Annotated in this window: 17 protein-coding genes; 16 read left to right on the top strand and 1 reads right to left on the bottom strand. The window is 45.5% G+C overall.

Annotated features, from left to right (window positions below; all coding sequences use genetic code 11):
* The first annotated feature begins 82 nt into the window (after positions 1-82).
* From clpB to WKT00_RS09865, 15 genes are all read left to right on the top strand, one after another.
* The gene (clpB, locus tag WKT00_RS09935) at positions 83-2,677 is read left to right on the top strand and encodes an ATP-dependent chaperone ClpB (protein ID WP_101695727.1); all 2,595 of its coding nucleotides are present in this window, start codon (positions 83-85) and stop codon (positions 2,675-2,677) included.
* Complete coding sequence (locus tag WKT00_RS09930) at positions 2,665-3,858, top strand: Y-family DNA polymerase (protein WP_101695728.1); 1,194 nt, start codon at positions 2,665-2,667, stop codon at positions 3,856-3,858. The genes clpB and WKT00_RS09930 overlap by 13 nt, the downstream gene beginning before the upstream one ends.
* Positions 3,859-3,874: 16 nt before the next feature.
* A complete protein-coding gene (locus WKT00_RS09925; RefSeq protein ID WP_101695729.1) occupies positions 3,875-4,738 on the top strand; it encodes a YitT family protein in 864 nt (287 codons plus the stop codon).
* A 185-nt stretch (positions 4,739-4,923) separates the two neighbouring features.
* Entirely contained in the window at positions 4,924-6,390 is a 1,467-nt protein-coding gene (locus tag WKT00_RS09920) for a UDP-N-acetylmuramoyl-L-alanyl-D-glutamate--2,6-diaminopimelate ligase (RefSeq protein ID WP_101695730.1), read from the top strand.
* Complete coding sequence (priA, locus tag WKT00_RS09915; RefSeq protein ID WP_101695731.1) at positions 6,380-8,608, top strand: replication restart helicase PriA; 2,229 nt, start codon at positions 6,380-6,382, stop codon at positions 8,606-8,608. Before WKT00_RS09920 ends, priA begins: the two co-directional genes overlap by 11 nt.
* Positions 8,609-8,673: 65 nt before the next feature.
* Positions 8,674-9,147, top strand: a complete 474-nt coding sequence (gene def / locus WKT00_RS09910; RefSeq protein ID WP_340263410.1) for a peptide deformylase — start codon at positions 8,674-8,676, stop codon at positions 9,145-9,147.
* Entirely contained in the window at positions 9,148-10,086 is a 939-nt protein-coding gene (fmt, locus tag WKT00_RS09905; protein ID WP_173814745.1) for a methionyl-tRNA formyltransferase, read from the top strand.
* 108 nt (positions 10,087-10,194) lie between these two features.
* Positions 10,195-10,896, top strand: coding sequence for a zinc metallopeptidase (locus tag WKT00_RS09900; protein ID WP_340263408.1), 702 nt, complete (start codon positions 10,195-10,197; stop codon positions 10,894-10,896).
* A 65-nt stretch (positions 10,897-10,961) separates the two neighbouring features.
* A complete protein-coding gene (gene rsmB / locus WKT00_RS09895) occupies positions 10,962-12,272 on the top strand; it encodes a 16S rRNA (cytosine(967)-C(5))-methyltransferase RsmB (RefSeq protein WP_340263406.1) in 1,311 nt (436 codons plus the stop codon).
* Positions 12,265-13,335 carry a 23S rRNA (adenine(2503)-C(2))-methyltransferase RlmN gene (gene rlmN, locus WKT00_RS09890; protein ID WP_340263404.1) on the top strand — a complete coding sequence of 357 codons (1,071 nt, stop codon included), beginning with the start codon at positions 12,265-12,267 and terminating at the stop codon, positions 13,333-13,335. The genes rsmB and rlmN overlap by 8 nt, the downstream gene beginning before the upstream one ends.
* The gene (locus WKT00_RS09885; RefSeq protein ID WP_101695737.1) at positions 13,313-14,056 is read left to right on the top strand and encodes a Stp1/IreP family PP2C-type Ser/Thr phosphatase; all 744 of its coding nucleotides are present in this window, start codon (positions 13,313-13,315) and stop codon (positions 14,054-14,056) included. Before rlmN ends, WKT00_RS09885 begins: the two co-directional genes overlap by 23 nt.
* Complete coding sequence (gene pknB / locus WKT00_RS09880; RefSeq protein ID WP_340263400.1) at positions 14,050-16,116, top strand: Stk1 family PASTA domain-containing Ser/Thr kinase; 2,067 nt, start codon at positions 14,050-14,052, stop codon at positions 16,114-16,116. The genes WKT00_RS09885 and pknB overlap by 7 nt, the downstream gene beginning before the upstream one ends.
* 45 nt (positions 16,117-16,161) lie before the next feature.
* Complete coding sequence (gene rsgA, locus WKT00_RS09875; protein WP_101695739.1) at positions 16,162-17,040, top strand: ribosome small subunit-dependent GTPase A; 879 nt, start codon at positions 16,162-16,164, stop codon at positions 17,038-17,040.
* Position 17,041: 1 nt separating this feature from the next.
* Positions 17,042-17,704 (top strand): ribulose-phosphate 3-epimerase, encoded by a 663-nt coding sequence (rpe, locus tag WKT00_RS09870; RefSeq protein ID WP_340263399.1) that lies wholly within the window; start codon positions 17,042-17,044, stop codon positions 17,702-17,704.
* Entirely contained in the window at positions 17,697-18,356 is a 660-nt protein-coding gene (locus tag WKT00_RS09865) for a thiamine diphosphokinase (protein ID WP_101695741.1), read from the top strand. The genes rpe and WKT00_RS09865 overlap by 8 nt, the downstream gene beginning before the upstream one ends.
* Positions 18,357-18,407: 51 nt before the next feature.
* Here the strand turns inward: WKT00_RS09865 and WKT00_RS09860 are convergent, their stop codons facing one another.
* A complete protein-coding gene (locus WKT00_RS09860) occupies positions 18,408-19,619 on the bottom strand; it encodes an ROK family protein (protein ID WP_101695742.1) in 1,212 nt (403 codons plus the stop codon).
* A 237-nt stretch (positions 19,620-19,856) separates the two neighbouring features.
* Here WKT00_RS09860 and celB point away from each other — a divergent pair, with 237 nt between their 5' ends.
* A complete protein-coding gene (gene celB, locus WKT00_RS09855; RefSeq protein WP_101695743.1) occupies positions 19,857-21,149 on the top strand; it encodes a PTS cellobiose transporter subunit IIC in 1,293 nt (430 codons plus the stop codon).

Here is a 21,149-nt window from a genome sequence, read left to right as displayed (position 1 = left end):
CTTGACTTGGCTAACAACTTCTGTTATATTACAAATAGAACAAGAAAACAATTTTATTCTATGGTGAAGGAGGTTCATCGTTATGAATATTAATAAATTTACACAGAAGTCACTGCAGGCAGTGCAAGGGTGTGAGAAAACGGCCATTGAGTACGGGAATCAGGAGATTGTGCAGGAGCATCTTTTGTATGCGCTTCTGACTCAGGACGACAGTCTGATTTTGAAATTGATTGAAAAGATGGGACTGAACAAGAATCTGGTTGTGAACCGTGTGGAAGAGGCGATAGGGAAACGCCCCAAGGTACAGGGCGGTCAGCCTTATGTAGGGCAGGATCTTAATAATACACTGATCCATGCAGAAGATGAAGCCAAGCAGATGGGAGACGAATATGTGTCTGTAGAGCATCTGTTTTTGGCGATGATGAAGTATGCAAGCAGGGATATGAAGGCGCTTTTCCGGGAACTTGGTCTTACCAGAGACGGATTTCTACAGGCTCTTTCTACCGTGCGGGGAAATCAGCGAGTGACCAGCGATAATCCGGAGGATACGTATGATACGCTGAACAAATATGGCGCAGATCTGGTGGAGCGGGCAAGGGAGCAGAAGCTGGATCCCGTGGTCGGAAGAGATTCTGAGATTCGGAATTTGATTCGGATTCTGTCAAGAAAGACAAAGAATAATCCGGTGCTGATTGGAGAGCCGGGAGTAGGAAAGACGGCTGTTGTAGAAGGACTGGCTCAGCGAATTGTGAGAGGAGACGTGCCGGAAGGCCTGAAAGATAAAACGATTTTTTCTCTGGATATGGGAGCATTGGTAGCAGGTGCCAAGTACCGCGGTGAATTTGAGGAACGTCTCAAAGCGGTGTTGGAGGAAGTGAAGAACAGCGACGGAAGAATCCTTTTGTTTATCGATGAACTGCATACGATTGTTGGTGCAGGTAAGACGGACGGTGCTATGGATGCTGGAAATATGTTGAAACCGATGCTGGCCAGAGGAGAGCTGCATTGTATTGGAGCGACGACGTTGGATGAGTACCGTCAGTATATTGAAAAGGATGCAGCGTTAGAGCGGCGGTTCCAGCCAGTGATGGTGGAGGAACCAACGGTAGAGGATGCTATTTCCATTCTTCGTGGATTAAAAGAGCGTTATGAAGTGTTCCATGGTGTGAAGATTATGGATGGAGCGTTAGTGGCAGCGGCAACGCTTTCTGACCGATACATTTCTGATCGATTTTTGCCGGATAAGGCAATCGACCTTGTGGATGAGGCTTGCGCATTGATTAAGACAGAGCTTGATTCCATGCCGGCAGAGCTGGACGAACTGCAGAGAAAGATTATGCAGCTGGAGATTGAAGAGGCTGCGCTCAAAAAAGAAGATGACCGTTTAAGCAGGGAGCGTCTGGAACATCTGCAGCAGGAACTGGCAGAACTGCGGGAAGAATTTGCCGGTAAGAAGGCGCAGTGGGATAATGAAAAGGTCGGTGTAGAACGAGTTCAGAAGTTACGAGAAGAAATCGAACAGGTGAATAAAGAGATTGAAAAGGCACAGCACTCTTATGATCTGGAACGGGCAGCGGAGCTTCAGTATGGCCGCCTTCCACAGCTGCAGAAACAGTTGGAGGAAGAGGAAGAGAAGGTCAAAGATGAGGATCTTTCTCTGGTGCATGAAAGTGTGACCGATGAAGAGATTGGAAGGATCGTTTCACGCTGGACGGGGATCCCGGTTGCAAAGCTGAATGAAAGTGAGCGGAGTAAAACACTTCACCTTGGCGAGGAATTGCATAAGCGAGTGATTGGACAAGATGAAGGAGTGGAGCTGGTAACGGAAGCGATTATCAGATCAAAGGCAGGAATTAAGGATCCAACGAAGCCAATCGGTTCTTTCCTGTTCCTGGGACCAACGGGAGTCGGCAAAACAGAGCTTGCCAAAGCGTTGGCGGAAAGTCTGTTTGACGATGAGAACAATATGGTCCGAATTGATATGAGTGAGTATATGGAGAAATATTCTGTGTCCAGACTGATTGGAGCGCCTCCGGGATATGTTGGCTATGATGAAGGAGGACAGCTTACCGAGGCGGTTAGAAGAAAGCCATACTCAGTGGTACTGTTTGATGAGATCGAGAAGGCGCATCCAGATGTGTTCAATGTTCTTCTGCAAGTGCTGGATGACGGACGGATTACGGACTCTCAGGGAAGAACGGTGGACTTTAAGAACACCATTCTGATTATGACGTCCAATATTGGTTCTGCTTATCTTTTGGAAGGCATTGACGAGCAGGGCAATATCAGTGCAGAAAGCCAGGAGGCGGTGATGAACGATCTGAGGGCGCATTTCCGACCGGAATTTTTGAATCGTCTGGATGAGACAATTATGTTCCGTCCATTGACGAAAGACAATATTTATGACATTATTGATTTGTTGGTAGCAGATGTAAACAAACGTCTAAAAGAGAAGGAAATATCGATTGCACTTACAGAAGCGGCAAAGAATTATATTGTGGATGGAGGCTATGATCCGATGTATGGAGCAAGGCCGCTGAAGCGGTATCTGCAGAAGCATGTGGAGACGCTTGCTGCAAAATTGATGTTGCAGGGAAATGTAGGGGCGCAGGATATGATCGTTATAGACGTGGTAGATGGAAAATTAACGGCAGGGAGCCAGTCATTGTGTCAGTAATATTTCATATCGATGTAAATTCCGCGTACCTTAGCTGGACGGCGGTTGAACAATTAAAACATGGCGCGAAGCAGGATTTGCGTTTGATCCCCTCGATTATCGGAGGGGATCAGAAATCACGCCACGGCGTAGTGCTTGCGAAATCTGTGGAAGCGAAAAAATATGGCATTCATACCGGGGAGCCGGTGGTGAATGCCTTTCGTAAGTGCCCGACTCTTGTAATGGAGCCGCCCAATCATAAGATGTACCGGGAATACAGTCAGAGACTTATGTCCTTTCTTCGTACCTATACAGAACGGATTGAACAGGTTAGTGTAGATGAATGTTATCTGGATTTTACCGAAATTGCGGATCGGTGGCATTCACCGGTGGACGGCGCGCTGGAGATAAAAAACCAGGTGAAGGAGAAGTTTGGGTTCACTGTGAATGTAGGAATTTCCAGCAATAAGCTGTTGGCGAAGATGGCGTCAGATTTTGAGAAGCCGGACAAGGTGCATACACTGTATCCGGAAGAAATTCAAGTGAAAATGTGGCCACTCCCGGTTGGGGAACTCTATATGGCGGGGCACGCAAGCGTAGAGAAGCTAAAAAAACTGGAGATTAACACCATCGGGGATCTGGCGCAGATGGATCCGGCGATTTTGGAGCTACATCTGAAAAGTCACGGAAGAAAGCTGTGGGAGTCCGCCAATGGAATTGGAAGTGATGTGGTTCAGACGGACCCGGCGGAGGCGAAAGGAGTTGGGAATTCTACAACGCTTCCGAAGGATCTTACCACGCAGGCAGAAGCGGAACTGGTGCTTGATAAGCTTTGTGGAAGCGTATCAAAGCGGCTGAAACAGGCAGGCCAGAAGGCTGGAATGGTAAGTGTAGAGATTCGGTATTATAATTTTGAAAATGTGTCCCATCAGAAGCAGCTTTCACGGGCAGCTTCTCAGAAAGAGATTCTTTGTGAGGCGGCAGAGACATTGTTTAAAGAGTTGTGGGACGGACGTCCCGTAAGGCTTCTGGGAGTTCGGACATCTAAGCTGGTGGAGGAAGATGCGCCGGAACAGATTAGCTTGTTTGACCTGGATTTTCAGGAAGATATCAAAAAGATGGAAAAGAAAAAGAAGATTCAGGAAGCGCTTGAAAAAGTGCGGAAGAAATACGGGGATGACATTGTGAAAAAAGGCGTATAAAAGGGGAAGAACGCATATGAGACAAAGGAACTGGAAAGAATTTTGGGTGGACGTGCTGGTTGATATTGTGGCAGGATTTCTGATTGCGATTGGAGTTTATAATTTTGCATTGAATGCAAATTTCCCGGTGGCTGGATTTTCGGGAATTGCTATTATTATGTATCACTTAATGGGACTTCCTGTAGGTGCAGGGACGATCCTTCTCAATGTACCGGTGGCGATTTTCTGTTACAAATTTTTAGGAAAAGAATTCTTTTTGAAGTCAGTGAAAAGTATGGTGATTTCTTCGGTTCTGATGGATTATGTAGTACCGCTTCTCCCTGTGTATAACGGTAGCAGGCTGTTGGCGGCAATCTGTATGAGCGTACTGTGCGGTGTGGGATATGCCATGATCTTTATGCGAGGCTCGTCTACTGGAGGCCAGGATTTTATCAGTGTTGCGATCAAGAAAGTAAAGCCTCATATTACACTGGGGCTTATTACCTTTGTGCTGGATGTGGTAACCATTATTTTGGGAAGCGCGCTGGTGTTCAAGGATGTAGACGGACTGATTTACGGAATTATTGTGACCTATCTGATGACTTATGTGATGGACCGGATTATGTACGGAATTGATGAGGGAAAAATGACACTTATCGTGACGGAGCATGGTGATGAGATGGCAGAACGGATCGACGAGTATTCTGGGCGGGGATCTACGATTCTTCACGGAACAGGCAGTTATTCCAAGAAGCGTAAAGACGTGGTGATGTGTGCCTGCAATAATAAGCAGATGTATATGATTAAGAAGCTTGCACATCAGATTGATCCGCAGGCGTTTACGATTATTATGGAATCGAATGAAGTAGTAGGCGAAGGATTTAAGGAAAAGGTAGAGTAATAGAAAAAAGTGGGCAAGAGAAGAGGGGGGATTTCCCCCTTTTCGTGATTCTGCGCATGTGGTATAATGATTGCATTACATGCAATCCAAGCCGATAAACGGCTTGCTGTCACATCCGTGACAGATTGTTGCATATGATTTGAGAAAACAGAAGAAGCAAGAAATAGAAGCAGGAGGCAATCAATATGAAATTGACACAAATGCTGGAGCGTTTGGAATATGAAGTGGCGCAGGGGAGCGCGGATATAGAAGTGACGGAGTTGGTGAACGATTCCAGAAAAGCGGGCCCGGGATGCGTCTTTGTCTGTATCAGCGGAGCAGTTTCAGATGGACATTCCTATGTGGAAGATGTGACGGCAAAAGGAGCGGCAGCCGTGATCGTGGAACGCCCGGTAGAGGCGCCGGAAGGAGTGACGGTCATCCATGTAGATGATACCAGATATGCGCTGGCTCTGATGTCAGCCGCTTATTTTGGATATCCGGCAGAGAAACTGAAAGTGATTGGAATTACAGGAACCAAGGGAAAGACAACCACAACCTATATGGTGAAATCTATTTTGGAAGGAGTCGGCCATAAGGTGGGACTGATTGGTACCATTGAGGCATTGATTGGTGATAAATCTATTCCGGCAAATAATACGACACCGGAATCCTTTACCATCCATCAGTATTTTGCAGAGATGGTGAAAGAAGGCTGCGACAGCGTTGTGATGGAAGTGTCTTCTCAGGGACTGATGCTGCACCGTACGGCAGGAATTGAATTTGAGATTGGTATTTTTACGAATCTTGGAGAAGACCACATTGGTCCGAATGAGCACAAGGATTTCGAGGACTACAAAAGATGTAAAGGGATTCTGTTTACCCAGTGCCGTCTTGGCATCGCAAACGTAGATGATCAGTGGTATGAAGATGTATTCCAGAATGCGACCTGTAAGGTGGAGACCTTTGGGTTCTCTGAAAAAGCGGATCTTCGGGCAACGAATGTACAGCATGTGTCCAGGCCGGGCTACCTTGGTGTGAACTACCATGTCAGCGGCCTGATGGACTTTGATGTGGAGATTGACATTCCAGGAGAATTCAGCGTTTATAATTCGCTGACGGCAATTGCCGTGTGCCGGCATTTTGACGTCCCGGAAGAAAATATCAAGAAGGCGTTAAAGGTGGCGAAGGTAAAGGGCAGAATCGAGATGGTGAAGGTGTCCGATGATTTTGCATTTATGATTGATTATGCACACAATGCCATGAGTTTGGAAAGTCTTCTGTGCACACTGAGAGATTATCATCCAAAGCGGATTGTAACCATTTTTGGATGTGGAGGAAACCGCTCCAGAACAAGACGATTTGAGATGGGAGAGGTGGCTGGAAATCTGTCTGATTTTACCATCATTACGTCTGATAATCCAAGGTTTGAAGAGCCTCAGGATATTATCAATGATATTATTACGGGAATCAAAAAGACAGATGGAAAATATGTGGATATCTGCGACCGTAAGGAAGCAATTCGCTATGCTATTGAGCACGGAAAAGAAGGAGATATTATCGTACTGGCAGGCAAGGGACATGAGACTTATCAGGAGATCCGTGGCGTGAAGTACGATATGGACGACCGCGTTCTGATCAAAGAAGTATTAGAGGAGTTACATGTACGCTGATATTATCATCGATATTACACATGAAAAATTGGATAAAGTATTTCAATACCGCATCCCCTCTCATTTAGAGGGGATGCTTAAGGTTGGAACGGAAGTCGTGGTGCCCTTTGGAAGAGGAAATAAGGAGACCAAAGGGTATGTAACGGCGTTTTCGGATCAGACGGATTACGATGAAGCGAAGATTAAACCGGTACTTAGAGTGGCGGAAGGAAGCATGCAGATTGAAGCAAAGCTTGTGGCGTTGGCGGCGTGGATGAAGGAGCGTTACGGCGGAACCATGATTCAGGCGTTAAAGACAGTGCTTCCCATTAAGAGAGAAGAACGCAAGCTAAAGAAGCGGCGCGTACGTCTGCTGTTAAAAGAAGAAGAGGGCAAAGCGCTTCTTGAGGTCTATCTGCATAAGAATCAAAAGGCGAGAGCAAGGCTTCTGGCTGCTCTTTTGGATCAGCATGAACAGGACTATGAGACTTTGATCAAAAATCTGAATATCAGTCGGTCGGTGGTTCGGGCGCTGGAAGAGCAGAATGTGGTAGCGATGGTGTCGGAACAGATTTTCCGGAATCCGATCCGACAGGAAAAAAAGCAGGTAGTTCCGGTGGTATTTACGAAGGAGCAGACGGATGCGGTGGAGCGGTTCTGGCAGGAGTATCGGCAGGGAATTCAGACTACTTATTTGCTCTATGGCGTGACAGGAAGTGGAAAGACGGAAGTATATATGGAGATGATTGCAAGAGTGCTTGCGCAGGGAAAGCAGGCGATTGTGCTGATCCCGGAGATTGCACTGACCTATCAGACGGTGATGCGCTTCTACAGCCGATTTGGAGACCGGGTATCCATTTTGAATTCCAGGATGTCTCAGGGTGAGCGGTATGACCAGATGGAGCGAGTGAAAGCAGGGGAAGTGGATGTGATGATTGGACCAAGGTCAGCCTTGTTTACACCGTTTTCTAATTTGGGACTGATTGTGATTGATGAAGAGCATGAGACGACCTATAAAAGCGAGCAGGTACCGAGATTTCACGCTAGAGAGACCGCCTGGGAAAGGGCGCGAAATGAGGGGGCAAGCCTGGTGCTGGGCTCGGCCACCCCGTCATTGGAAGCGTTTTCGGCGTGTGAGCGGGGAGAATGCCAGCTTTTGAAGCTGACGCAGCGCACCGGGACGGCAAAACTTCCTTCTGTTTATGTAGCAGATATGCGAGAGGAATTAAAAAGAGGAAACCGCTCAATTTTAAGTGATCATCTTCGGGAATTGATGGAAGATAGGCTTAATAGGAAAGAGCAGGTGATTCTGTTTTTGAACCGGAGAGGGTATGCGGGGTTCATTTCCTGCCGCTCCTGCGGGTACGTCGTGAAGTGTCCGCATTGTGACGTGTCCTTATCTTCCCACCGGGGAGGCAGACTGGTCTGCCATTACTGCGGATATGAGGAGCCTATGATACAGAACTGTCCTTCCTGCGGATCCCATTTTATCGGGGGATTTCGGGCGGGAACGCAGCAGATCGAGGAACTAGTAAAGCGACAGTTTCCACAAGCCAGGGTGCTTCGTATGGATATGGATACGACCAAAAATAAGGACGGGCACGAGAAGATTCTGGAAACCTTTGAAAATGGCGGAGCAGATATTTTGATTGGAACCCAGATGATCGTGAAAGGACATGATTTCCCGAATGTAACACTGGTGGGGATTTTGGCGGCAGATCTATCTTTGTATTCGGATGATTATCGCTCGGCGGAACGTACTTTTCAGCTTTTGACTCAGGCAGCAGGACGGGCAGGAAGAGGCAAACGGGAAGGCGAGGTTGTGATTCAGACCTACAGCCCGGAACATTATAGTATTGAAAAAGCGGCGGCACAGGATTATGAAGGGTTCTATCAAGAAGAAATGAATTACCGGGAACTGATGGGATATCCTCCGGCGGAGCATCTTATGGCGGTGCTGATGATGGGAGCGGAAGAAGAGCACCTTGCGCTTGCTGCAAAATATCTGAAGGAGTATACGCTTCGGATTGACCGGGAACAGAAGCTGCAGGTGATTGGACCGGCAAGTCCGTATGTAGGAAAGGTAAACGATGTATATCGGAAGGTGTTGTATCTGAAATGCGAGACGATAGATCCACTGATTGACGCCAAAAATAAGATGGAAAAATATATTGAGATCAACCGGGGGTTTCAGTCCATTCGAATCCAATTTGATTTGGATCCGATGAATATTTTTTAAAGATAAAGTAACAGCAAATATTGTGAAGAGTGATGGATCAAATGTAAGAAGAGAAGGAGAAGAAAATGGCAATAAGAACAATTAGAGAATACGGCGATGAAGTGTTGGAAAAAGAGTGTAAGGAAGTAACGAAGGTGAGTCTTCGTACGAAGATTTTGATTAACGATATGCTGGACACCATGTACGAGGCAATGGGAGTCGGACTGGCGGCGCCACAGGTAGGAATCCTGAAACGAATTGTGGTGATCGATATAGGGGAAGGCCCGATTGTGCTGATCAATCCAGAGATTATTGAGAAGGCGGGGGAGCAGACCGGAGAGGAAGGCTGCTTAAGCGTACCGGGGAAATCCGGCTTGGTGACAAGACCGAACTATGTAAAGGTCAGAGCATACGATGAAGATATGGAAGAGGTTGAATACGAAGGGGAAGGACTCTTAGCCAGAGCATTTTGCCATGAGATCGACCATTTGTCTGGAAAGCTGTATGTAGATCTGGTAGAAGGAGAGCTTCACGAAGTAAATTACGGGGAGGAAGATTAGATGAAAGTCATATTTATGGGAACACCAGACTTCTCAGTGGGCACTTTGGAGGCGTTAATTGAGGCTGGGCATGAGGTAGTCCTGGCTGTAACGCAGCCGGATAAACCCAAGGGAAGAGGCGGCAAGATGCAGTATCCGCCAGTGAAAGAAACGGCACTGGAACATGGGATTCCGGTATTCCAGCCAAAGAAGATCAGAGATCCGCAGGCGATTGCGGAGCTTGAGAAGTATTCGGCAGATGTGATGGTGGTGATTGCTTTTGGTCAGATTTTGCCAAAGCAAATTCTGGAAATGACACCTTATGGCTGTATCAATGTTCATGCATCTTTGCTTCCGAAGTATCGGGGAGCTGCGCCGATTCAGTGGGCGGTGATCAATGGAGAAGAAGTGTCTGGCGTTACTACGATGCAGATGGATGAAGGGCTGGACACCGGTGATATGCTTTTGAAGACGGAACTTACGCTGGATAAAAAAGAGACTGGCGGAAGTCTCCATGACAAGCTGGCAAAAGCTGGCGCAGACCTGTGTGTGGAGACCTTACGGGCGCTGGAAAATCAAACGGCTGTGTGGGAAAAGCAAGGGGAGAGTCCGACACCGTACGCTTCTATGCTTGATAAAAAGCTAGGGGACATTGACTGGAATCAGGAGGCGAAAGCAATTGAACGGTTGATTCGAGGCTTGAATCCATGGCCAAGCGCTTACACCGATTGGGATGGTAAGGTGATGAAGATTTGGGACGCAGATGTGGTGGAAGAAGATTCGAACGAAGCGCCGGGAACGATCGTTAAGGTGGAGAAAGGCGGATTCTGTGTACAGACCGGAAAAGGATTTTTAAAGGTGCTTTCTCTGCAGATTCCAGGAAAAAAACGGATGGATGCAGGAGCCTTTTTAAGAGGGTATGAGATCAAAGAGGGAACCGTGCTGACACAGAAGAAGTAGGCATATCTGAGTAAATTATGAATAATTGTTAAATTTGTATGAAAAGCAGTTATTTCCGATGATTTTCATATATAATGCTTATTATATACGCAGGAGGTGTAAATCATTATGTATTATCCAATGTACTTTGATCCCACATATATACTGGTTTTGATCGGTGTGATCATCTGTCTGGTGGCATCCGCCAAAATGAATGCGACTTTCAGCAAGTATTCCAGAATTCGTAATCATTCCGGAATGACAGGCCGGGAGGCGGCGGAGGTTATTCTGCACCGGGTAGGAATCTACGATGTGCGGATTGAACATGTATCGGGAAGGCTGACGGATCACTATGATCCAACATCAAAGGTGCTGCGTCTGTCGGATGCAACTTATAATTCGACTTCTGTGGCAGCGCTTGGAGTGGCAGCGCATGAATGCGGACACGCTATGCAGCATGCAACAGCTTATGCGCCGCTTCGGTTTCGGGGAGCGCTGGTTCCGGTTGCCAACTTCGGAAGCGCCATTGCATGGCCTTTGATTCTGGTAGGACTGTTTCTGACAGGCAACACGTCCAGTTTGATTTTGAATCTTGGGATTTTAGCGTTTTCCCTGGCAGTATTGTTCCAGCTTGTAACGCTTCCGGTTGAGTTTAATGCATCCAACCGTGCAGTGAGAGTACTGGGAAGCAGCGGACTTCTTTATCCGGAAGAACTTCAGGATACGCGGAAGGTTCTGACGGCAGCGGCCTTGACGTATGTCGCAGGAGCAGCTTCTGCAATTTTGCAGCTGCTTAGAATTCTTCTTTTGACCAACGATAGAAGAGATTAAAAAGAGTGTCAGAAGATAAGAAAAGATAAGGGAAGAGAGAAAAGGATACACATGGAGGAGAGAAGATGGCAGCATCGGTAAGCGGGCGTGACCTTGTGCTGGAGGCGCTGCTCATGATTACGAGAGATGGCGAATACAGCCATATTGTTCTGAAAAATATTCTTGATACACATCAATATCTAGATAAAAAAGAGCGTGCGTTTATCACGAGAGTGGTAAATGGCACGCTTGAACGCATGATAGAACTTGACTATATTATCAATCAGTTTTCCAAGGTAAAAGTGCAGAAGATGAAGCCGGTGATTCGCTGTATTTTAAGAAGCGCCGTGTATCAGATGCGATATATGGACAGTGTGCCGGATTCCGCTATCTGCAATGAAGCGGTAAAGCTGGCGGTGAAGCGGGGATTTTCCGGATTGAAAGGATTTGTGAACGGGGTGCTTCGGACAATCAGCCGGAAGAAGCAGGAGATTGTTATGCCGGATAGAGAGGATAAGGAGAGTTACCTGTCGGTAATCTATTCGCTTCCGAAGTGGCTGGTGGGTCACTGGCTGAAGGAATATGGAGAAGAAGCTGTGGAGCAGATGGGAACTGCATTTCTTCAGGCGGCGCCGACAACGGTGCGGTTGAATCTAAACCGGATGGAGAAGGAAGACATTCTGAAGCTGTTGAAAGAAGAAGGGGTGACGGTTTCAGAGGTTCCGGGGATGCCAGAGGCATTATATCTGTCGGGGTATGATTATCTGGCAGGGCTTCCGAGTTTTAGAGAGGGACTTTATCAGGTGCAGGATCAAAGTTCCATGCAGGTAGCAAAGCTTGCAGATCCACAGCCGGGAGATTATGTGATTGACGTGTGTGCGGCGCCCGGAGGGAAGGCAATTCATATGGCCGAATTGCTAAAAGGGAGCGGACACGTAGAAGCGAGAGATTTGACGGAATATAAAACGCAGAAAATATGGGAAAATGTAGAGCGAAGTGGGCTTTCCAATATCAGCGTAGTCTGTCAAGATGCGCTTTTGAAGACGGAAGCATCGATAGAAAAAGCGGATATTTTGATTGCGGATCTTCCTTGTTCCGGTCTTGGCGTACTGGGCAGAAAGCCGGATTTAAAATATCGGGTTACCAAGGAAGATTTGACGGAGTTACAGAACCTGCAGCGTAGCATTCTGCAGGTGGTAAAAGACTATGTGAAGCCAGGGGGAAGGCTGCTGTACAGCACTTGTACCATAAACCGTGGAGAAAACGAAGAGAACGCCGGATGGTTTGCAGAAAACTTTAAAGAGTACCATCTGGTATCCCAGCGGCAGATGATGCCGGGGCGTGACGGCGGGGATGGCTTCTACATCGCCGTATTTCAGAAGGAGAATCATGAGTAAAAAAGATATATGTTCCTATAGTTATGAAGAATTACAGATGGAGATGAAATTGGCCGGCGAGAAGGCGTTTCGGGCAAAGCAGATTTATGAATGGCTGCATGTGAAGCTGGCAGATCGGTTTGAAGACATGACAAACCTGTCCAAAGGACTGCGGGAGAAGCTGGATGCAGAGTATGAGATCGCCCGAGTTAGGATGGTGGATCATCAGATCTCTAAGGTGGATCCGACGGAGAAGTTCTTGTTTGAACTGGCAGATGGCAATATGATTGAAAGTGTACTGATGAAGTATGAGTATGGGAAGTCGGTGTGCATTTCTTCACAAGTCGGCTGTCGGATGGGGTGTAGATTTTGTGCTTCGACGATCGGTGGATTGGAGAGGAATTTAAAGCCTTCCGAGATGCTGCGTCAGATTTATCATATTCAGAAAATGACCGGAGAACGGGTATCCAATGTAGTGATTATGGGGACGGGAGAACCTCTTGATAATTATGATAATTTTGTGAAGTTCATACATATGTTGAGTGATGAACACGGGCTTCATATCAGTCAGCGCAATATTACGGCCTCTACCTGTGGCATTGTGCCGAATATGAAGAGGCTGGCAGAAGAGGGACTGCAGATTACGCTGGCGCTTTCCCTGCACGGATCCAGTCAGGAAAAGCGAAAAGCACTGATGCCGGTGGCAAATAAGTACGATCTTGGAGAAGTACTGGATGCCTGTGATCTGTATTTTGAAAAGACGAGAAGGCGAATCACTTTTGAATACAGTCTGGTGGAAGGGGTGAACGATCAGCCGGATGATGTGAAAGGGCTGACGGAAATTTTAAAACATCGGAACTGTCATTTGAATCTGATCCCGGTTAATCCGATCAAAGAACGGGATTACCGCAGACCGAACCGCAAAAATGCGGTGGAATTCAAAAATAAACTTGAAAAAAACGGAATTAATGTTACTATAAGAAGGGAAAGAGGCTCTGATATTGACGGAGCCTGCGGTCAGCTGCGCAGACGCCATGCTGCCGCAAATGAAGGAGAGCCAGATGAAAATATATGCAATGACTGATGTGGGAAGAAAACGTGAAGTCAATCAGGACTATGTATACGTGACAGATAAGCCGGTGGGACCATTTCCGAACCTGCTTGTGGTTGCCGATGGAATGGGTGGACACAAGGCGGGGGATTTTGCGTCTAAATATACAGTGGGTGTGCTGCGGGATGAACTTGCGCAGACGCCGCTTGATAAGCCGGAAGAGATTCTTCGCACCGTAGTCGGCATTGCGAACCATAAATTAATCGAAGCTGCATCTACCGATGTGAAGCTAGAGGGAATGGGAACGACGCTGGTAGCAGCAACTGTTGTTGGCAATACGCTGTATTTTGCCAATGTGGGAGACAGCAGACTCTACCTTATTAATGATAAGATCCGTCAGCTTTCCAAAGATCACTCTTTGGTAGAGGAGATGGTGCGCCTTGGCGGTATTAAAGCCGAGGAAGCTAAAAATCATCCGGATAAGAACATCATCACCCGAGCAATCGGTGTGAAAGAGGATGTGGAGGCAGATATTTACGAATACCGTCTGAAAAAGGGAGATATCATTTTGATGTGTACAGACGGACTCAGCAATATGGTGGAAGATGAAGATATGTTTGACATTGTTAAGGGAGCACGAGATATTGTTGAGGCAGTGCAGATGTTGATAGAAAAAGCAAACAGCAATGGCGGGAGAGATAACATAGGGGTTGTTATGGCAGAGCCACTTGCGGATGAGGTGAGTGTATGGTAAAAGATGGAATATTTCTTGGGAAACGATATGAAGTGCTCAGCAAGATTGGCGCGGGAGGAATGGCGGATGTCTATAAAGGCAAAGACCATATGCTCAATCGTTACGTGGCAATCAAAGTTTTAAAGAAAGAGTATCGCGAGGATGAAAATTTTGTAAGAAAATTCCGATCAGAGGCACAGGCTGCGGCCGGGCTTCTGCATCCTAATATTGTAAATGTCTACGATGTTGGTGAGGATCGGGGCCTCTACTATATGGTTATGGAGTTGGTAGAGGGGATTACGTTAAAAGAATATATTGATAAGAAGGGAAGGCTTTCCCATCGAGAAGTGATCAGTATTGCGATTCAGGTGTGCTCTGGAATCGGGGCAGCCCATGCGGCAGAAATTATCCATAGGGATATTAAACCGCAGAACATTATTATTTCCCGAGACGGGAAAGTAAAAGTGACGGATTTTGGAATTGCAAAAGCAGTGACATCCAATACGATCAGCTCCAATGCGATGGGATCCGTTCATTATACGTCACCGGAGCAGGCAAGAGGCGGATTCAGTGATCAGAAGAGTGATATCTATTCCATTGGTATTACGTTGTTCGAGATGGTTACAGGGCAAGTTCCGTTTGATGGAGATTCTACAGTGTCGGTAGCAATGAAGCATTTGCAGGAAGAGATTACTCCGCCGTCCGAGATTGTGCCGGATATTCCATATAGTCTGGAACAGATTATCTTAAAGTGTACCCAGAAGAATGCAGAGCGGCGTTATAAGAGCACAACAGAACTGATTCAGGATCTGAAGCGTTCCCTGGTGGATCCGGAGGGCGACTTTGTCGTGATTCCTCCTCTTGGAAATGCAGATACTGTCATTATCACAGACGAAGAGCTGGATGATATTCGTGGTTCCTACGGTGAGGAAGACGAGTATGATGAATATGGAGATGCCGACTACGACGAGGAAGATTACGACGAATATGACTCGGAGGAAGATTACGACGAGTATGATGAGTACGACGAAGGCCGGAAGAAGAAAAAGGGCGCAGATGACGTCAATCCGAAGATGCAGAAAATCATGAAGATTATGAAGATCGTGGTTGCAGTAATCATTGTGTTTATCCTGGTTTTCGCTGTCGGAAAAGCTGCCGGTGTGTTCAAGGGATTTGGCGGAATTACCAAAGAAGAGGAAACAGAAGGTAAAGTCAAGGTCCCGAACGTCGTCGGTATGACGGAAGAACAGGCGAAGAAGGCGTTAAATAAAAAGGGACTTGGATTCAAGGTGGCAGAGCGCAAAGACTCTAAGAAGTACGAAGAGGGAACCGTATCTGAGCAGAAGACCAAAGCCGGCAAGAAAGTAGCAAAGAATACGACGATTTTGGTTGTGGTAAGCTCAGGGCTGGTAGGAAATGAGATTGTCGTTCCAGATGTCAGCAATATGAGTGAGGACGAGGCGCAGAGTAAATTAGAGGAAGCCGGATTTAAAAAGATTTCATCTACATTTGAATACAGTGATTCTGTTGCGGAAGGAGACGTAATCGGAACGACACCGGCGGCAAACTCAAAAGCAACAGAAGAAACCGAGATTGTGATGAAAGTCAGCAAGGGCGCTCAGAAGAAGACAGTTCCGAATGTCGTAGGGCAGGCAGATGCGGATGCGCAGAATGCGATCAAGGCAGCCGGCCTTACAGTGGGTACGGTGACGTATGAGTTTGATGAGAGCGTTCCGAAGGGACAAGTGATTTCTCAGACTATCGCCGGAGGGGAAAAAGTGGCTTCCGGTACCAGCGTAAGTATTGTTGTCAGCAACGGTCCAAAGCCGGATGAACGCGTGGAGGTAGTAAGTTTTGTAGGTCATTACGAAAGTGAATTGACAAGCTGGGCTTCTGCAAATGGAATGTATGTGAATCGTTCTGGATCCGAGTATAGCGATAGCTACGCAAAGGGAGTCATTATTTCTCAGAGTCCGGCATCTGGAAAGCTGGATAAGGGAAGTACGGTTAGTTATGTAGTCAGTCTTGGATCGAAACCACAGGGACCGGGCGGTGACGGAGAAACCGGAGAAAGCGATTAGGCCTTAGGGATAATCAGATCACGCAAAGAAATGAAAGAAAAGGGTATGCAGGGAAAGATAGTAAAAGGAATTGCCGGATTCTACTACGTTCACGTAGTAGAATCCGGTGTTTATGAATGTAAGGCAAAAGGGGTATTCCGCAAGGAAAAAATGAAACCTCTAGTGGGTGATAACGTAGAGCTGGAGGTGTTGGACGAGGATCAGAAGAAGGGAAATATCACAGAGATTCTGACACGTAAGAATGAACTGATTCGTCCGGCTGTGGCGAATATTGATCAGGCGCTGGTGGTATTTGCGGCTGCAAAACCAGATCCTCATTTTAATCTGTTAGACAGATTTCTGGTGATGATGGAATGTAAAGAGATTCCGGTAGTTCTTTGCTTTAACAAAGAGGATGCGGCAGATGAGGAAAAAATCAAGGCGCTTCGTGAAATTTATGCGGGAACCGGATATCCGCTGATTTTTTCCAGCGCAAGAGAAGAGAAGAATATTGAACAGATCAAGGAATTATTAAAGGGAAAGACGACGGCTATTGCAGGACCTTCCGGTGTGGGTAAATCATCGATTATCAATTTGATTCAACCGGAAGCCAACATGGAGACCGGAAGCATCAGCCGTAAGATTGAACGAGGGAAACATACGACTCGCCATTCGGAATTATTTCCGGTGGGATCAGATGCTTATATTATGGATACGCCTGGATTTAGTTCCTTATATGTGAATGAGTTTGAAAAAGAGGAACTGAAATACTATTTTCCGGAATTTGCAAAGTATGAAGGCACTTGTAAGTTTCATGGCTGCGATCATGTGCATGAACCGGGCTGCACGGTAAAAGAGGCGGTGGAGACCGGAGAAATTCACAGGATTCGGTATGAAAATTATATAGAAATGTATGAAGAACTGAAAAATAAGAGGAGGTACTGATATGAAGTATATACTGTCTCCGTCAATTCTGGCGGCGGATTTTAAAAAACTGGGAGAAGAGATGTGTCAGACTGCGGAAAATGGAGCAGAGTACCTCCATTTTGATGTGATGGACGGGATGTTCGTACCAAGTATTTCTTTTGGAATGCCGGTGTTGGCATCCATTCATGGTGCGACGGAACAAGTGATGGATGTGCATCTGATGGTTCAGGAGCCGATTCGGTATATCGAAGCATTTAAAGAAGCGGGCGCGGATCTGGTGACGGTTCACCTGGAAGCATGTGAGGATGTTTCGGCAACGATTGAGAAGATCAAAGAATGTAACATGAAAGTGGGACTTTCGATCTGTCCGGATACACCGGCAGAAGCAGTGGAGCCTTACCTTGGCGAGTTGGATATGGTATTGGTGATGAGTGTTCATCCGGGATTTGGCGGTCAGAAGTTTATTCCGGAAAGCTTGGAGAAGATTCGTCAAATCCGACAGATGATTACAAAACGAGAGTTGGATGTGGATATTCAGGTTGATGGAGGAATCTATCAGACGAACGTGCGTGAAGTGCTGGAAGCGGGTGCGAATGTAATTGTAGCCGGATCGGCTGTATTTAAGGGGGATCCGGGAGACAATACCAGAAGGTTTATGGAGATATTAAAAAGCTATGAGTAAGAGGATTGTAATTGTAAGCGGAGGAGAGTTAGACGAAGCATTAACCTGTGAAATTCTTGGTGAGGATGAAAACAGCTTTATCATCGGAGTGGATAAAGGTGTGGAATTTCTGTATCATCATCAGATCATGCCAAGCTACATTGTCGGAGATTTTGACAGTGCAAGCAGCGAGATCCGGGACTATTATCGGGAAGAGACGGATGTACCGATTCGGGAATATAACCCGGTGAAGGATGCCTCTGATACAGAGATTGCGATTCGGCTTGCCATGACTCTTGGTTGCGAAAGCATTCTGATTCTAGGCGCTACCGGCGGACGGGTGGATCATTTGTGGGCGAATATTCAGTCGCTGTATATTCCGTTTAAGGCCGGGATTGACGCGCAGATTCTGGATTGTCAGAATCGAATCCGCTTAATTGGAGGCGGAGAGACCAGACTTTTGAAGACAGAAGCCTATGGCCCTTACTTTTCGGTATTTCCGCTGGGGCAAGAAGTGTTCGGCTTTAACATTGAAGGGGCGAAGTATCCGCTTCGCGAGCACACGTTGACACCTTATGACAGTTTGTGTGTCAGCAACCAGATCGAAGGAGAGGAAGCGGTGATTCGATTTCTGGATGGTGTGGTAATTCTGATGGAGACTCGTGATAAATAGATGAGATTAGGACTGATAAAAGATACGGCAGGATGATTCCTGCCGTATCTTTTATGTGTGATATTCAAAATTAGGATTATTAATAAAAAATGTAAATGCAGCCAAGGCAGCAGCGCCCTTTGCACCTCTGAAATTATCAAATTCTGTAATCTCGATATCGATATTTCTTTTCGTTGGAATGAAATTAAGCTGCTCTTGTATTTGTGAAATAATCTGGTTTTTAAATGACAGATAGCAAAAGAGCTTACTGTTTAGATAGATTTTATCACTGTCCTGAAGGATAAGAGTGTTGGCAATTGAAGTGCTCAAAAGCTTTAGGCCCTGATCAATCTTAGTGGTGAAATAAGAATCACCTAATTCATATGCCTTGATGATAGTTTCAATGGTTATGTCATTCTCAGAAGCAACAAGACTTCTTAAAATATTATTGGGAGAGCTGTTAAACAAAAGCTGCCCGGTTTTAATCAACCAAGATTCTGAAATATAGGTTTGAAGGCAGCCTTTCTTTCCGCATTCGCAGACAGGGCCATTAATATCAACAACGGTATGGCCGATTTCTCCGATATAAGAATTTTCCTTAATTCCCAATTGTGAAGAATTAAAAAAGGAACAGAATAATCCGTGTCCGATGTGATAGAACAAGAATTTATCGGGTGAATTGGAGGCGTTAAATAGATACTCGCCAAGCGACATACATTCTACATTGTTATTTACGGTAAATGCAAATGGAAAGTGGCTGGATATCTCTTCTAGATTAAAGGAGTTCCACAGTGGATTGTTTGATATAATTGTTTTTTTAAAATAATCAAAGTGTCCAGGGATGGCAATTCCGGCGCCATATATTTTTTCGACTTTTATTTTTTTTATACAAATATTAATCTGAGATACCAGCTCTTCGTTGATATTGTCTACATTATAGGAAGAAAGCGGTTTGGAGGCACATTGAATTACGGTTCCAACCAAATCCGTCAGAGCGATAAAGATTCCTCTCATATTGATTTCAATTCCAAGGAGATATCCGGAAGAGGCATTCAAAGTGAGAAGCTTGCGTTTGCGTCCAGAACCGGAATTGCCGCTGATTTCGTCTCCGGTTTCCATGATTTCCTCTTTTTTCATTAAATCTGCAGTGATAGAAGTTATGAGAGCCGGTGTAAGACCTGTGTTATTGGCGATTTCGATTCTTGAGGTCTGTCCTGCTCGGTAGATAAACTCAAGTACAGAAGCAACGTGATTTTTATAAATATCTGATTGTTTTTTATACATAAATAAATAAGTCCTTTCAGGTTTTCAGAAAAAACCGTGAGTATACTATTAGTGTAGCATGGAAAGACATATTTTTCCATGCGATTTTTTATTTCGTCATAATGTACGAAAACGAAATTATGAAAATGTTGATTATTTACAAAAAATAAATTAAATCTTTACAAAACAGTGGTTAAAAGGTATTATATATTTATAAAAAATAAATAAAAAACAAACGAATGAAAACAGGAGGACAACATGAAAAAGATCTTTGGTTTTTTGGAGCAGAAATTGGCTCCCATGGGGGAAAAGATTGGTAAACAAAGACATTTAAAAGCGTTAAGAGAAGGTATTATGATGGCAATGCCGTTAGTACTTTTAGGATCGTTCTTCGTTCTGATTAAGGACTTCCCGATCGCTGCATGGACAGAGTGGTTAAAATCACATTGGGGATTAGATGTTCTTTTGAATACAATGGCAAACAACTCTTTCGGATTGATGGCGCTGATTACAGCTTTCGGTATTGCCTATCGTCTGGCAGAGTCTTATGATACAGATGGACCGTCAGCAGGTGTACTTTCACTTGGAGCATTTCTGCTCACAACTCCATCTATTGTAGCAGAAGATGGTGCGGCAGGCATTCCATATGGAATGTTAGGTGGAAAAGGTATCTTTGCTGCAATTGTTGTAGCTATGATTTCAGCAGAGATTTACCGTTGGTTTATCCAGAAAAATATTACGATTAAAATGCCGGCAGGAGTACCGGAGGTGGTAAGTAAATCTTTCTCAGCATTGATTCCTGGTATTACCATTCTTGCATTTTTCGGAATGGTACTCAAAGTAATTGAAATTACAGGTCTTGGAAGCTTGAATGCGATTCTTGCAGTTGTAATTGGAAAACCTTTGGGATTGATCGCAGGTACATTGCCTGGAACTTTTGTGGCAGTATTCTTGAACTCACTGCTGTGGTTCTGTGGTGTAAATGGTGGGCAGGTAGTAGGAGCCGTTATGAACCCACTTTGGATTCAGTATGCAGATGCAAACCGTATTGCACAGATGGCGGGAGAAGCACTTCCGAATATCGTAACTGCTCCATTTATGGATCTTTTCGTATATATCGGTGGAGGCGGAGCCACAATCGGATTGGCATTATGCTTGATGTTCTTCAGTAAGAGTAAGGCTTACAAAACACTTGGAAAAGTATCTGGAATTCCGGCGTTGTTCAATATCAATACAGCAATCCTCTTTACGTTCCCGACGGTATTGAACCCAATTATGCTGATCCCATTTGTACTGACACCGGTTGTAAATGCAGTTATTACTTATTTAGCAATGATGACAAATCTGGTTCCTTATACAACAGGAGTAACACTTCCTTGGACGACACCGCCGATCATTGGTGGATTCCTTGCAACAGGAAGCTGGAGAGGAGCGGTTCTTCAGATTGTTCTGGTAGCTGTGTCCTTTATGATCTACTTCCCGTTCTTCAAGGCGGCAGATAAGAGAAACTTGGAAAAAGAGTCTGTGAAAAAAGAAGGAGCAGATAAGTAA

The organism is Dorea sp. ICN-14282, assembly GCF_037890115.1.
Classification (GTDB): Bacteria; Bacillota; Clostridia; order Lachnospirales; family Lachnospiraceae; genus Dorea_B; species Dorea_B phocaeensis.
This window is presented reverse-complemented; position numbering and strand designations above follow the sequence as displayed.

Coding starts and splice junctions, on each gene's coding strand:
- clpB (WP_101695727.1), top strand. CDS start 83: ATGAATATTAATAAATTTACACAGAAGTCACTGCAGGCAGTGCAAGGG.
- WKT00_RS09925 (WP_101695729.1), top strand. CDS start 3,875: ATGAGACAAAGGAACTGGAAAGAATTTTGGGTGGACGTGCTGGTTGAT.
- WKT00_RS09920 (WP_101695730.1), top strand. CDS start 4,924: ATGAAATTGACACAAATGCTGGAGCGTTTGGAATATGAAGTGGCGCAG.
- priA (WP_101695731.1), top strand. CDS start 6,380: ATGTACGCTGATATTATCATCGATATTACACATGAAAAATTGGATAAA.
- def (WP_340263410.1), top strand. CDS start 8,674: ATGGCAATAAGAACAATTAGAGAATACGGCGATGAAGTGTTGGAAAAA.
- fmt (WP_173814745.1), top strand. CDS start 9,148: ATGAAAGTCATATTTATGGGAACACCAGACTTCTCAGTGGGCACTTTG.
- WKT00_RS09900 (WP_340263408.1), top strand. CDS start 10,195: ATGTATTATCCAATGTACTTTGATCCCACATATATACTGGTTTTGATC.
- rsmB (WP_340263406.1), top strand. CDS start 10,962: ATGGCAGCATCGGTAAGCGGGCGTGACCTTGTGCTGGAGGCGCTGCTC.
- rlmN (WP_340263404.1), top strand. CDS start 12,265: ATGAGTAAAAAAGATATATGTTCCTATAGTTATGAAGAATTACAGATG.
- WKT00_RS09885 (WP_101695737.1), top strand. CDS start 13,313: ATGAAAATATATGCAATGACTGATGTGGGAAGAAAACGTGAAGTCAAT.
- pknB (WP_340263400.1), top strand. CDS start 14,050: ATGGTAAAAGATGGAATATTTCTTGGGAAACGATATGAAGTGCTCAGC.
- rsgA (WP_101695739.1), top strand. CDS start 16,162: ATGCAGGGAAAGATAGTAAAAGGAATTGCCGGATTCTACTACGTTCAC.
- rpe (WP_340263399.1), top strand. CDS start 17,042: ATGAAGTATATACTGTCTCCGTCAATTCTGGCGGCGGATTTTAAAAAA.
- WKT00_RS09865 (WP_101695741.1), top strand. CDS start 17,697: ATGAGTAAGAGGATTGTAATTGTAAGCGGAGGAGAGTTAGACGAAGCA.
- WKT00_RS09860 (WP_101695742.1), bottom strand. CDS start 19,619: ATGTATAAAAAACAATCAGATATTTATAAAAATCACGTTGCTTCTGTA.
- celB (WP_101695743.1), top strand. CDS start 19,857: ATGAAAAAGATCTTTGGTTTTTTGGAGCAGAAATTGGCTCCCATGGGG.